The organism is Amycolatopsis acidiphila, from assembly GCF_021391495.1.
Classification (GTDB): domain Bacteria; phylum Actinomycetota; class Actinomycetes; order Mycobacteriales; family Pseudonocardiaceae; genus Amycolatopsis_E; species Amycolatopsis_E acidiphila.
Map to the genome: position 1 here is coordinate 2,513,861 of NZ_CP090063.1, position 13,310 is coordinate 2,527,170.

The 13,310-nt window shown below is 72.1% G+C and carries 12 protein-coding genes; 5 read left to right on the forward strand and 7 right to left on the reverse strand.

The annotated features are described in order from the left end of the window. The 4 genes from LWP59_RS12210 to LWP59_RS12225 all read left to right on the forward strand — a co-directional run bounded on the left by LWP59_RS12210 (position 1) and on the right by LWP59_RS12225 (position 3,406). A complete protein-coding gene (locus LWP59_RS12210) occupies positions 1-1,437 on the forward strand; it encodes an aldehyde dehydrogenase (NADP(+)) (RefSeq protein ID WP_144642295.1) in 1,437 nt (478 codons plus the stop codon). A gap of 14 nt (positions 1,438-1,451) precedes the next feature. Further along, on the forward strand, positions 1,452-2,051 hold the full coding sequence (locus LWP59_RS12215) for a sulfite oxidase-like oxidoreductase (protein ID WP_144642294.1): 600 nt from the start codon (positions 1,452-1,454) through the stop codon (positions 2,049-2,051). Then, positions 2,021-2,764: a ferredoxin reductase gene (locus LWP59_RS12220; RefSeq protein ID WP_144642293.1), complete on the forward strand. Its 744-nt coding sequence runs from the start codon at positions 2,021-2,023 to the stop codon at positions 2,762-2,764. Before LWP59_RS12215 ends, LWP59_RS12220 begins: the two co-directional genes overlap by 31 nt. 66 nt (positions 2,765-2,830) lie before the next feature. Beyond that, positions 2,831-3,406 (forward strand): TetR/AcrR family transcriptional regulator, encoded by a 576-nt coding sequence (locus LWP59_RS12225; RefSeq protein WP_144642292.1) that lies wholly within the window; start codon positions 2,831-2,833, stop codon positions 3,404-3,406. A 6-nt stretch (positions 3,407-3,412) separates the two neighbouring features. Here the strand turns inward: LWP59_RS12225 and LWP59_RS12230 are convergent, their stop codons facing one another. The 7 genes from LWP59_RS12230 to LWP59_RS12260 all read right to left on the reverse strand — a co-directional run bounded on the left by LWP59_RS12230 (position 3,413) and on the right by LWP59_RS12260 (position 11,221). After that, entirely contained in the window at positions 3,413-5,152 is a 1,740-nt protein-coding gene (locus tag LWP59_RS12230) for a pyruvate dehydrogenase (protein ID WP_144642291.1), read from the reverse strand. A gap of 69 nt (positions 5,153-5,221) precedes the next feature. Beyond that, positions 5,222-6,190 carry a pirin family protein gene (locus LWP59_RS12235; RefSeq protein WP_144642290.1) on the reverse strand — a complete coding sequence of 323 codons (969 nt, stop codon included), beginning with the start codon at positions 6,188-6,190 and terminating at the stop codon, positions 5,222-5,224. Between the two features lie 74 nt (positions 6,191-6,264). Beyond that, positions 6,265-7,359 (reverse strand): CaiB/BaiF CoA transferase family protein, encoded by a 1,095-nt coding sequence (locus LWP59_RS12240; protein ID WP_233921991.1) that lies wholly within the window; start codon positions 7,357-7,359, stop codon positions 6,265-6,267. A gap of 1 nt (position 7,360) precedes the next feature. Beyond that, on the reverse strand, positions 7,361-8,203 hold the full coding sequence (locus LWP59_RS12245) for an acyl-CoA thioesterase (protein ID WP_144633074.1): 843 nt from the start codon (positions 8,201-8,203) through the stop codon (positions 7,361-7,363). 9 nt (positions 8,204-8,212) lie between these two features. Continuing rightward, a complete protein-coding gene (locus tag LWP59_RS12250) occupies positions 8,213-8,977 on the reverse strand; it encodes a crotonase/enoyl-CoA hydratase family protein (RefSeq protein ID WP_144633076.1) in 765 nt (254 codons plus the stop codon). 38 nt (positions 8,978-9,015) lie between these two features. Beyond that, positions 9,016-10,167 (reverse strand): acyl-CoA dehydrogenase family protein, encoded by a 1,152-nt coding sequence (locus tag LWP59_RS12255; protein WP_144633079.1) that lies wholly within the window; start codon positions 10,165-10,167, stop codon positions 9,016-9,018. 1 nt (position 10,168) lies between these two features. Continuing rightward, positions 10,169-11,221, reverse strand: a complete 1,053-nt coding sequence (locus tag LWP59_RS12260) for a 2,3-butanediol dehydrogenase (protein WP_144633081.1) — start codon at positions 11,219-11,221, stop codon at positions 10,169-10,171. Between the two features lie 116 nt (positions 11,222-11,337). Between LWP59_RS12260 and LWP59_RS12265 the strand changes: the two genes are divergently transcribed. After that, the gene (locus LWP59_RS12265) at positions 11,338-13,308 is read left to right on the forward strand and encodes an alpha-ketoacid dehydrogenase subunit alpha/beta (RefSeq protein ID WP_144633083.1); all 1,971 of its coding nucleotides are present in this window, start codon (positions 11,338-11,340) and stop codon (positions 13,306-13,308) included. Positions 13,309-13,310 lie beyond the last annotated feature (2 nt).

Consider the following 13,310-nt stretch of genomic DNA (forward strand, 5'->3'; position numbering starts at 1 on the left):
ATGGACACCGAGACGACCGAGCTGGACCGTATCCTCGCCGCCGCGGCGAAGGCCGCACCGCAGCTGGCGGGGACGACCCCCGCGCAGCGGGCCGGGTGGCTGGCCGCGGCCGCCGACGCGCTCGACGCGGCTGCCGACGAGCTGGTCCCGCTCGCGGCGAAGGAGACCCACCTGGCGGCGGCGCCGCGGCTCAAGGGCGAGCTCGCACGCACGACGTTCCAGCTGCGCCTGTTCGGCGAGGTGCTGCGGGACGGCGCGTTCCTCGGGGCCGCCGTCGACCACGCGGACCCGGAGTGGCCGATGGGCCCGCGCCCGGACATCCGCCGTGCCGTCGTGCCGATGGGCCCGGTCCTCGTGTTCGCCGCGAGCAACTTCCCGTTCGCCTTCAGCGTCGCCGGGGGCGACACCGCCTCCGCGCTCGCGGCCGGCTGCCCGGTCGTGCTCAAGGCACACCCCGGCCACCCGGAGCTGTCGGTGCGCACCGGGCAGATCGTCCGCGACGCGCTCGTCGGCGCGGGCGCCCCGGCCGGGATCTTCGAGGTGATCTTCGGTGTCGAGACCGGGGTGACCGCACTGAAGGACCCGCGGATCTCGGCGGCCGCCTTCACCGGCTCGGTCCCCGGCGGACGCGCGCTGTTCGACATCGCCGTCTCCCGGCCGTCGCCGATCCCGTTCTACGGCGAGCTCGGCAGCGTCAACCCCGTCGTCGTGACGCCGGGCGCGGTCAAGGCCCGGGGCGAGCAGGTCGCGAAGGGCTACGTCGGCTCGTTCACGCTCGGCGCCGGGCAGTTCTGCACCAAGCCGGGGCTGCTGTTCCTGCCCGAGGGGCACGGGCTCGACGCCACCCTGAGCGAGGCCGCGCAGGCCGTCGGCGCGCAGACGATGCTCAACGAGCGGATCGGCGAGGGCTTCCAGGCGGGCGCGGCGCGGCTGCGGGAACTTCCCGACGTCACGGTGCTCGCCTCCGGCGACCCGTTCACCCCGACGCTGCTTTCGGTGAGCGCGGCCGACTTCCTCAAGGCGGACGAGGTGCTGCGCTCGGAGTGCTTCGGGCCGGCGTCGATCGTCGTCACCTACCGCGGGCAGGACGAGCTGCTGGAGGTCCTCGGCGAGCTCGAGCCGGGGCTGACCGCGACCGTGCAGGCGGAGGAGACCGAGGCCGAGGACGTGCGGCCGCTGCTGCCCGCGCTGACCCGCATCGCCGGGCGGCTGCTGTGGAACGACTGGCCCACCGGCGTCACGGTCAGCTGGGCCCAGCAGCACGGCGGCCCGTACCCCGCGACCACGGCGCCCACCACCACGTCGGTCGGCACGGCGGCGATCGAGCGCTTCCTGCGCCCGGTGGCGTGGCAGGGCTTCCCCGACACGCTGCTGCCGCCGGCGCTGCAGGAAGCGAACCCGTGGGACGTGCCACGTCGCGTGGACGGGGTCCGCTGACGTAGCTTTCCGGCATGGGAATCGTGTCACCGGGCTTTCGCGGCCGCCGCCGCGACGAGGGCGCCGGGTTGCCTCCGGGGCAGTACCTGACCAAGGACTTCCCGGTGCTCTCGGCGGGCCCGACGCCGCGGGTCGCCACGAAGACCTGGGAGCTCACGATCACCACCGAGGCCGGCGTGGTGCACCAGTGGACCTGGCCGGAGCTGCTGGCGCTGCCCAGCGAAACGCCGACCGTGGACATCCACTGCGTCACCAAGTGGTCGAAGCTCGGCACGAACTGGCGCGGCGTCGCGCTCGACACCCTGTTCGAGGGGGTGGACACCGCGGCGGAGTACGTGCTCGCGCACTCCTACGACGGCTACACCACCAACCTGCCGCTGGCGGACCTGCTCGACGGCCGCGCGTGGGTCGCCTACGAGTTCGACGGTGCCGGGCTGGCACCCGAGCACGGCGGCCCGGCGCGGCTGCTCGTGCCGCACCTGTACTTCTGGAAGTCGGCGAAGTGGGTGCACGACCTGGAGCTGACGCCGACCGACGAGCCCGGCTTCTGGGAGGCGGGCGGCTACCACGACTACGGGGACCCATGGCGCGAACAGCGGTATCAGGGCGACTGAGCTGGCAGGTGGCGCGGCTGGCGGAGGTCCGGGACGAGACGCCGAGCGCGCGCACGCTGGTGCTCGACGTGCCGGGCTGGCCGGGCCACCTGGCGGGCCAGCACGCCGACGTCCGGCTCACCGCCGAGGACGGCTACACCGCCCAGCGCAGCTACTCCCTCGCCGCCCCGGCGGACGGCGAGCGCATCGAGCTGACCGTGCAGCGCGTCGAGGACGGCGAGGTCTCGTCGTACCTGACGGACGTGTTCTCGCTCGGCGACCCGGTGGAGGTGCGCGGCCCGGTCGGCGGCTGGTTCGTCTGGCGGCCCAGCGACCCGGCACCGGTGCTGCTGATCGCGGGCGGGTCGGGGATCGTGCCGCTGATGGCGATGGTCCGTGCCCGCCGCGTGGCCGGGGTGCGCACCCCGTTCCGGCTGCTCTACTCGGTGCGCTCGCCGAAGGAGCTGTACTACGCGGACGAGCTGCGCGCCGCGGCGCTCTCCGGCGTCGAAGTGTCCTATGTGTACACACGCGAGGCGCCGGCGGGCTGGGGGCGCGAGCCGGGCCGGATCGGCGTCGCCGACGTGAACACCGGCGGCTGGCCGGCATCCTTCGAACCGGCGTGCTTCGTCTGCGGCCCGACGGGGTTCGTGGAGGACGTGTCGGACATGCTGCTCGCCCTGGGCCACGACCCCCGCCGGGTCAAGACGGAGCGCTTCGGCCCCACCGGGTGAAGCTGGTGGGAACGTGCCGGACGGCGCTGTTCCCAGCCGGGCCCCGCACCGTTGTACGCTGTTCCGATGACCACTCTGCGTGAACGGATTCTCGACGCCGGGGTCGGGCTGATCTGCACCGAGGGCTGGGACCGGGTGACGATGTCCCAGCTCGCGCACCACGTCGGGGTCAGCAGGCAGATGGTCTACAAGGAGGTCGGCGCCCGGGACACGCTCGCGCGGGCGATCGTCACCCGGCACGCCGACCGGTTCCTCGCCGGGGTGACCGACCAGCTGCGTGCCCACGGTGAGGACATCGTCGCCGGCGTCTCCGCGGCCGTCGACTACGTGCTGCGTGCCGCGGCCGACGACCCGCTGCTCAAGGCCGTGCTCTCCGCGGCGCACGGCGGCACCCAGGACCTGTTGCCGCTGCTGGCGATCCAGCCGGAACCCGTGCTGGAACGAGCCGTGCACACGGTGCTGCGCGAGGCGGGGGAGCTCTACGGCGGGCTGGGCCTGCCGCGGCTGCCGGAGCTGGTCGAGGTCGTCGTGCGGCTGACGCTGAGTCACCTGATCCAGCCGTTCGGCCCGGTCGAGCAGGCGAGCGAACAGGTCGCGTGGCTCGTCCGGAACGCGCTGGCGGCGGCCGCGGGCGGCCGGTAGCCCCGGTCAGGGCCGGGGGATGTTGCGCAGGTTCGACCGTGCCAGGTCGATCATCTTGCCGACCCCGCCGGTGAGCACGACCTTGCTCGCCGCGAGCATGAACCCCTTGAGCTGGCCGCCGGTGATGTGCGGCGGGATCGACAGCGCGTTCGGGTCGGTGACCAGGTCGACCAGGACCGGGCCCGGATGCGCGAGTGCCTCGGCGAGGCTGTCGCGCACCTTCGCCGGGTCGGTGACGCGGATGCCGTGCAGCCCGGCGCCCCGGGCGATCGCCGCGTAGTCCACCGCGTCGTGGTCGGTCTCGAAGTCGGGCAGGCCGTCGACGAGCATCTCGAGCTTGACCATGCCGAGCGAGGAGTTGTTGAACACCACGATCTTCACCGGCAGCTGGTGCAGCCGCACGGTGAGCAGCTCGCCCATCAGCATGCCGAGCCCGCCGTCGCCGGACATCGAGATGACCTGGCGGCCCGGCTGCGCCAGCTGCGCGCCGATCGCGTGCGGCAGCGCGTTCGCCATGCTGCCGTGCAGGAACGAGCCGATGACCCGGCGGCGGCCGTTGGGCGTGAGGTACCGCGCCGCCCAGACGTTGCACATGCCGGTGTCGACGGTGAAGACGGCGTCGTCCGCGGCGAGGTCGTCGAGCATGTCCGCCGCGTACTCGGGGTGGATCGGGACGTGCCGCTCGACGTTGCGGGTGTAGGCGTCGACCACCGTCTCCAGCGAGCGGGCGTGGTCGCGGAGCATTTCGTCGAGGAACGCGCGGCCGGGCTTCTGCTCCAGCTTCGGCAGCACCGCGCGCAGCGTCTCGCGCAGGTCGCCATGCACCGCGAGGTCCAGCGCGGTGCGCCGGCCCAGGTGGGTCGCGTCGTGGTCGACCTGGATGGTGTGCGCCTGCGGCAGGAACCCGTCGTAGGGGAAGTCCGTGCCCAGCAACAGCAACACGTCGGCCTCGTGCATCGCGCGGTAGCACGCGCCGTAGCCGAGCAGCCCGCTCATGCCGACGTCGTACGGGTTGTCGAACTGGATCCATTCCTTGCCGCGCAACGAGTGCCCGACCGGCGAGTGCAGCCTGCCCGCCAGCTCCATGACCTCTTCGTGGGCGTTCGCGACGCCCGCCCCGCAGAACAGGGTGACCTTCTCGGCCCGGTTCAGCGCGTCCGCCAGAGCGTCCACTTGGGACGGTGGCGGGACGAGGGTGGCCTTCTCGGTGACGAACGAGGCGGTACCGGTCGCCGCCTCGGACTCCAGGTGCGCGACGTCGCCGGGCAGCACCAGCACCGACACCTCGCCGCGGGTGAGCGCGTGCTGGATCGCGATGCGCAGCACGCGCGGCATCTGGCCGGGCTGGGTGATCTGCTCGCAGTAGCCGCTGCAGTCGACGAACAGCCGCTCCGGATGGGTCTCCTGGAAGAACGACGTGCCCACCTCGGTGGCCGGGATGTGCGACGCGAGCGCCAGCACGGGCGCGCCCGAGCGGTTGGCGTCGTAGAGGCCCTGCACCAGGTGGGTGTTGCCGGGCCCGCAGCTGCCCGCGCACACCGCCAGCCGCCCGGTCAGCTGCGCCTCCGCCGCCGCGGCGAAGGCGCCGGCCTCCTCGTTGCGCACGTGCACCCAGTCGATCCCGTCGGTCCGGCGGATCGCGTCCACGATCGGGTTGAGGCTGTCGCCCACCACCCCGTAGATGCGGGACACGCCCGCCTGGACGAGCACCTGGACGAACTGCTCGGCGACAGTGGGTCGCGCCATGGGGGCCTCCCGCTTCTCGGCTGGTCGGTCGGTACCCGATTGTGCTGGCGCGAACCCGTCTGCGCAGCGTCAGTCGGTGTGCGGCAGGTGCTGCGCCGGGATCACCCCGAAACGTCCGGACTGGTAGTCCTCGAAGGCGCGGACGACCTCTTCACGGGTGTTCATCACGAACGGGCCGTACTGCACGACCGGCTCGCGGATGGGCAGGCCGCCCAGCAGCAGCACCTCCAGGTTCGGCTCCGCGACGGGCCTGCTGGTGCTCGCGGCGAAGGTCAGCGCCCCGCCGTCGCCGAAGACGGCGAGCTGTCCCTTGTGGACCGGCCGCCCGTCCGCGCCGGCCGTGCCGGTGCCGGCCAGGACGTAGCCGAGCGCGTTGAAGTCGGGCCGCCACGGCACCTCCAGCCGTGCGCCGGGGCTGACGGTGGCGTGGATCAGCGTGATCGGGGTGTAGGTCGAGCCCGGGCCGCGGTGCCCGCCGAGGTCACCGGCGATGACGCGCAGCAGCGCGCCGCCGTCGGGGGAGGACAGCAGTACCGACTCGGTCGCCCGGATGTCCTGGTAGCGCGGCGGGGCGAGCTTGCTCGACCGCGGCAGGTTCACCCACAGCTGGACGCCGTGGAACAGCCCGCCCGAGACCACCAGCTCCTCCGGCGGCTTCTCGATGTGCAGGATCCCGCTGCCCGCGGTCATCCACTGCGTGTCGCCACCTGCGATGACGCCCCCGCCGCCCTGGGAGTCGGCGTGCTCCATGACGCCGTCGAGCATGTAGGTCACGGTCTCGAAGCCGCGGTGCGGATGCCACGGCGTGCCCTTCGGCTCACCGGGCGCGTACTCCACCTCGCCCATCTGGTCCATGTGGATGAACGGGTCGAGCACGGCCGAGGACACCCCGGCGAACGCGCGGCGCACCGGGAAGCCTTCGCCCTCGTAGCCGGTCGGCGCGGTGGTCACCGTGCGGACGGGCCGTTGCACGACGGTGGCCGGGTCGGGTTTGTCGATCCGCGGCAGGGTCAGCGTGTCGGCGGTGATGGCGGGCATCGCGCTCTCCTCGAAGTAGTTCTGCGTTCAATATCTTCCACGCAAAACGCTTCGGGCTCCCCGTCGATTCCCGGTCAGGCTTGCCAGTCGGCGAGGACGGCTTGGGTGTCGGTGCCGGGGGTTGGGGGTGGTGTGGGGGTGGTGGTGGGGGTGCGGGAGAAGCGGGGGGCGGGGGCGGCTTGGGTGATGCCGTCGATGTCGATGAGGGTGTGGCGGGCGGTGAGGTGGGGGTGTTGTTGTGCTTCGGTGAAGGTGAGGATGGGGGTGACGCAGGCGTCGGTGTTGTCGAAGATGTGGGTCCATTGGTCGCGGGTTTTGGTGGCGATGACGGTGGTGAAGCGGGTGCGCAGGGTGGGCCAGCCGTTGCGGTCGTGTTGGGCGGGGAGGTTCTCGTTGTGGAGGCCGAGGCCGTGGAGGAAGGCGGTGTAGAACTGGGGTTCGAGGCAGCCGACGGCGATGTGTTTGCCGTCGGCGCAGGTGTAGGTGTCGTAGTAGGGGGCGCCGCCGTCGAGGAGGTTGGTGCCGCGGTCGTCGTTCCAGGTGCCGGCGCCGCGGAGGGCCCACATCATTTGGGTGAGGACGCTGGTGCCGTCGATGATGGCGGCGTCGATGGTCTGGCCGTGGCCGGAGGTGTGGCGTTCGTGGAGGGCGGCGAGGATGCCGGTGAGGAGGAACATGGAGCCGCCGCCGAAGTCGCCGATGAGGTTGAGGGGTGGGACGGGGCGGTGGCCGGGTCGGCCGATGGCGTGCAGGGTGCCGGTGAGGGAGATGTAGTTGATGTCGTGTCCGGCGCGGGGGGCCAGGGGGCCGGTTTGGCCCCAGCCGGTCATGCGGGCGTAGATGAGGCGGGGGTTGTGGTGTTGGCAGGGTTGGGGGCCGATGCCGAGGCGTTCGGCGACGCCGGGGCGGAATCCTTCGAGCAGGATGTCGGCTTTCGTGGCGAGGCGTAGTACGAGGGTGCGGCCTTGGTCGGTTTTGAGGTCGGCGGTGAGGGAGCGGCGGTTGCGCAGGAGGTGGTCGGGGTGTTCGCCGGTGGGGTCGAATCCTGTGGTGGGGCGTTCGACCCGGACCACGTCGGCACCCAGATCGGCGAGGATCATCGCCGCGTGCGGGACCGGCCCGATCCCCGCCAACTCCACCACCCGCAGGCCCGCCAGCGGCCCCGGCATCTCAGGACTCCCTGCGTGCGTGGATCAGGCCCTCCTGTGCGGCGGACGCGATGAGCGTGCCGTCGCGGTGGAAGATCCGGCCCTCAGCGAGCCCCCGCAGGTCGCCGACCGCGGGGCTGCTCTTGGCGTAGTAGAGCCAGTCGTCGAAGCGCACCTCGTTGTGGAACCACAGCACGTGGTCCAGCGAGGTGAGCGCCTTGATGTCGGTGCGCATCGTCGGGCGCAGGATGGACGAGACGAAGGTCAGGTCGCTGAAGTAGGTGAGCACGGCCGCCGCGCTGACCCTGTCGTCGAGCTTCCCGCTGCGCGGGCGGAACCACAGGTCGTCGATGAACCGCTGGTAGTCGCTGCGCTCGGTGGTCACGGGGCGGACGTCGAACACCTCGTGCGGGTTGACCTGCCAGCCGGGCGGATGCTGGATGCCGTAGGGCACGCAGTCCTCGGGCGTGGGCGCGTCCGGCGGGCTCACCTGGTGGTTCGCGCCGCTGCGGTCGGTGGTGAACGACGACTCCAGGCACAGGATCGGCTCGCCGTGCTGGATCGCGGTGACCCTGCGGCGGCGGAAGTTGCGGCCCTCCTGCAGCCGGTCCACCCGGAACACCACGCGGGCGCCGGTGTCCCCGGGCCGCAGGAAGTAGGCGTGCAGCGAGTGCGGCGCCATCTCCGGTGGCACGGTCCGCTCGGCGGCGACCAGGGCCTGCGCGCACACCTCGCCGCCGAACAACCGCCCACCGGGTTCCCCGGTCGAGCGGCTGCGGAAGATGTCCAGCTCGATCGTCTCCAGATCGAGGACGTCGAGCAGGTGCGCGAGACCGTCGGGTCCCGTTTCAACAGACTGTGCCATCAGCTTCCTTCACTCGCCGCGCCAGACCGGAGCGCGTTTCTCCGCGAAGGCACGGGCGCCTTCCTGGGCGTCAGCCGATTGAAACACAGGCTGGACCACAGCCTGCTGCTGAGTGAAAGCTTCGTCACTGTGCCAGTCCGCGGAGCGGGTGATAATCTCCTTGGTGGCCTGGATCGCCAGCGGCGCGTTGGCGGTAATGCGCTCGGCGAGGGCGAACGCGCCCTCGAGCGCCCCGCCGGGCTTGGTGAGGTGGTTGACCAGGCCGTAACGGTGTGCGTCGCCGGCGGGGAAGAAGTCGCCGGTCAGCGCGTACTCCATCGCCAGCTGCGGCGGGATGCGGCGCGGCAGCCGCAACAGCCCGCCCGCCGCGGCCACCAGCCCGCGCTTGACCTCGGGAATGCCGAACTTGGCCTCCTCCGACGCGACCACGAGGTCGCACGCGAGCGCCAGCTCGCACCCGCCCGCGAGCGCGTAGCCCTCGACGGCGGCGATCATCGGCTTCTTCGGCGGCCGCTCGGTCATCCCGGCGAGACCCCGGCCCGGGATCGACACGACCTCGCCCGCGAGGAACGCCTTGAGGTCCATGCCCGCGCAGAACGTGCCGTCCGCGCCGGTCAGGATTCCCAGCGACAGGTCGTGGCGCTCGTCGAGCAGGTCCAGCGCCGCGGCGACGCTCGCGGTGACCGCCGCGTTGATCGCGTTGCGCGCCTTCGGCCGGTTGATCGTGATGACCAGGATCCGGCCACGCTCCTCGACCCGCACTTCGTCCGCCATCGGCCAAGCCCTTTCGTCGTCGGAAGCCCTCTCACAACTTAACGTGCGTTCAGCGAGCGCGCGATCACGTTGCGCTGCACCTCACTCGTGCCCTCGCCGATCTCGAGGATCTTCGCGTCGGCGTAGAACCGGGAGATCGCCGACTCGCGCATGTAGCCGTAGCCGCCGTGGATCTGCAGGCTCGCGCTCGCGGCGCGGTTGGCGACCTCGGAGGCGTAGAGCTTCGCCATGGCCGCGGCCTTGCCGAACGGGCGGCCCTCGTCGCCCAGCCAGGCCGCCCGGTAGACCAGCCAGCGCGCGGCCTCCACCTCGGTGGCCATGTCGGCGAGCTTGTGCCCGACCGCCTGGAACCCCGACAGCGGCCTGCCGAACTGCTCGCGGTCCCCGGCGTGGCGCACGGCGAGGTCGAGTGCCGCCTGCGCGAGCGACAGCGAGAGCGCGGCCACGCTGATCCGTCCGGCGTCGAGGACCTCCAGGAACTGCCGCAGGCCGTTGCCCTCCTCGCCGATGAGGTGGTCCTCGGGCAGGTGGCAGCCGGTGAAGACCAGCTCGCGGGTGTCGAGCGCGTGCCAGCCGAGCTTGTGCAGCCGCCGCCCCTTCTCGTAGCCCGGGGTGCCGTCGGGCACGAAGAACGTGCCGTACCGCTTCTTCCCGTCCGCACCGGTGCCGGTGACCGCGAGGACGGTGACCCCGAGGCTGATCTCGGTACCGGCGTTGCTGATGAACATCTTCGTGCCGTCGAGCACCCAGCCGTCCTCGGTGCGCCGGGCGCGGGTGCGGATGCCGGCCGCGTCCGAGCCGGCGGTCGGCTCGGTCAGGCCGAACGCGCCGAGCTTCTCGCCGGTGGCGAGCGGCACCAGCCATCGCTTCTTCTGCTCCTCGGTGCCGAACCGGGCCAGCGGCAGGGTCGCGATGGTCGAGTGCGCGTTCCACGCCGAGGCCACCGACTGGTCGGCCTCGCCGAGCGCCTCCATGGCGGCCACATAGGACACCAGGCCGGCGTTCGCGCCGCCGTAGGCCTCGTCGACCAGCATGCCCATCAGCCCCAGCTCGCCGAGCTTGCGGAACACCTCGGCGGGGAAGTGCTCGCGTTCGGACCATTCGGCCGCGTGCGGCGCGATCTCCTTCGCCGCGAAGTCCCGGCACATCCGCTGCAGGGCGACGGTCTCCTCGGGCAGGTCGAAATCCATCTCAGCGCTCCTCGGGGGCAAGCAGGATCTTCAGGTGGTGGCGCGAGCCGAGCTCGTCGAAGGCTTCGAGCCCGCGCCGCAGCGGGTACACGCCCGTCAGCAGCGGGGACGGGTCGAGCCGGGCGGTCGCGATCAGCTCGAGCACACGCGGGATGTCGAAGTTGTAGCCGAGCGTGCCGAGCACCGTCCGCTCGAACGGGACCAGCTGGGTGAGCGGCAGCGAGGCGGCCCCGCCGCTGATCCCGGCGAGGACGGCGCGCCCACCGCGGCGCACCGCCGTCACCGCCAGTTCGACCTGCTCGGGCAGGCCGGTCGCCTCGACCACGACGTCCGGCCCGACGCGGCCGGTGCGCAGGAAGACTTCGCGCCGCACGTCCGTCTCCGCCGGGTCGAAGACCTCGGTCGCGCCCATCTCGGCCGCGCGCTTCGCCCGCTCCGGCGCGGGCTCGCTCACGTAGATCCCCGCCGCCCCGGCCAGTTTCAGCGCCATCAACGCCGCGACGCCGATCGGCCCGGCGCCCAGCAGTAGCACGTTGTCGCCCGGCTGGACGGCCCCGCGCCGCACCGCGTGCAGGCCCACCGCGAGGGGTTCGGCGAGCGCGGCCAGCTCGTCGGAGACCCCGTCGGGGATCGGCACCAGCCCTTCGGCCGGCACGGTGACCAGCGGGGCGAACGCGCCGTCGGACGCGAGTCCGACCGAGCCGCCCTTGGCGCAGATGTGGTACTCGCCGTGCCGGCACCAGCGGCAGCTCCCGCAGCGCAGGCATGGATCGACTGCGACGCGGGTGCCCACGTCGACGCCGGGCACGGGGCTGCCCAGTGCGACCACCCGGCCGCTGAACTCGTGTCCGAGGGTGACAGGCGGGGTGTGCCCGGTCAGCGGATGGGGTCCGGTCCGGATGAGGTTCGGGCCGTGCCGGTACTCGTGCAGGTCGGTGCCGCAGATACCGCTGTAGGCGACCTCGACGACCGCCTGGCCGGGTTCCGGCGCCGCCGGCTCGGGAACCTCCTCCAGCCGCACATCGCCTCTTCCGTGCCAGCGCAGCGCTTGCATGCCGACCACCTTCGCGTCAGAGTTGTTTTTTCGAACAGTCGGTACAAGAATCGTGGTTCCTCGCCCGATGTCAAGGGGGCGGGGAGAAACTCCCGGAAGGCAAGGGCAAGAACGCGATGACTTCCACTCAGGCGAGCGACACCGGCACGGGGCTCGGCGCACTTACCGAGATGTACCGGCGGATGCGGCTGATCCGCCAGTTCGAGGACCGGGCGTCGCGCCTCTACCGCACCAACGAGATCCCCGGCTTCCTGCACCTGTCGATCGGGCAGGAGGGCTCGGCGGTGGGCGCGTGCCGCCCGCTGGACGAGCGCGACGTGGTGACCTCCACCCACCGCGGGCACGGGCACTGCATCGCCAAGGGGCTCGACGTCACCGGCATGTTCGCCGAGCTGATGGGCCGCCGCACCGGGACCTGCCAGGGCCGCGGCGGTTCGATGCACATCGCGGACCCGCGCAAGGGGATCTTCGGGGCCAACGGGATCGTGGCCGCGGGGCTGCCGATCGCGGTCGGCGCGGGCACCGCCGCCCAGCTGCGTGCGCGGGGTGGCGTGGTGCTCGCGTTCTTCGGCGACGGCGCGGTCGCGCAGGGCATGTTCCACGAAGCGGTGAACCTCGCGGCGGTGTGGCGGCTGCCGGTGCTCTTCTGCTGCGAGAACAACCATTACGCCGAGTTCTCCCCGGCCACCGACCAGCACCGGGCAACACTGGCGGACCGCGCCCGCGGGTACGGAGTGGACTTCGCGCACGTGGATGGGAACGACGTCGTCGCGGTCGCCGAGACCGTCACCGATCTCGTCGCCGGGCTGCGCGAGGGTGGTGGGCCGGTGCTGCTGGAGGCCGAGACCTACCGCTGGCACGGGCACTACGAAGGCGATCCCGAGCGGTACCGCGAACCGGCCGAGCTGGCGGAATGGAAGACCCGGGATCCGTTGGTGCTGCTGGCGAAACGGCTCGACGCCGAACGGGTGGCGGAGATCGACCGCGAGGTCGACGTGCTCATCGACAAGGCCGTCGAGGAGGCGCGTGCCGCCGAGGAGCCCGCGCCCGAGACGCTCCACCACTACGTCGGCGTGCCACGGGAGCCGGTGCCCGAACCGCCCGAGCCGGCAGGCGAGATCTTCCGGACGATGGACGCCGTCCGCGAGGCCCTCGACCACGAACTGGGCGCGGACGACGACGTTTTCGTGGCGGGCATCGACGTCGGGGCCGGGGGCAACGTGTTCGGCCTGACCCGTGGCCTCGCGCAGAAGTATCCCGGGCGGGTGCGGGACACGCCGATCTCGGAGAGCGCGATCATCGGAGCCGGGGTGGGCGCGGCGATGGCGGGGCTGCGGCCGGTGGTCGAGCTGATGTACTTCGACTTCGTGGGCGTGTGCCTCGACCAGCTGATGAACCAGGCGGCGAAGCTGCGGTTCATGACCGGCGGCGCGGTGAGCCTGCCGCTGGTGGTGCGCACCCAGTTCGGCGCGGGGAAGTCCTCGGGCAGCCAGCACTCGCAGAGCCTGGAGGCGCTGCTCGCGCACATCCCGGGCCTCACCGTGGTGATGCCGTCCACCCCGGCGGACACCTACGGCCTGCTGCGTGCCGCGATCCGGGACCCCAACCCGGTGGTGTTCGTCGAGAACCGCCTGCTGTACGGCAAAAAGGGGCCGCGGCCGGAGCCGGGGCACCTCGTGCCCCTCGGCAAGGCCGCGATCCGCCGCGAGGGCACGGACGTGACGCTCGTGTCGTACTCGAAGCTGGTGCACGACTGCCTGGAGGTGGCCGAGGAGCTCGCGGCCGGCGGGATCAGCGTCGAGGTGATCGATCTGCGGACGATCGCGCCGCTGGACAAGGAGACCGTGCTGCGCTCGCTGGCCAAGACGAACCGGCTCGTCGTCGCGCACCAGGCGGTCGAGTCGTTCGGCGTGGGCGCGGAACTGGCCGCGATCGCGGCGCGGGAGGGCTTCTGGAGCCTGGACGCACCGGTCGTGCGGGTCGGCGCCGCGTCGACGCCCGCGCCGTACGCGCCGTCGCTGGAGCGGGAGTGGCTGCCGAGCCGCGAGCGCATCGCGGCGGCGGTCCGGGAGGTGGTGCTGGGCTGAGA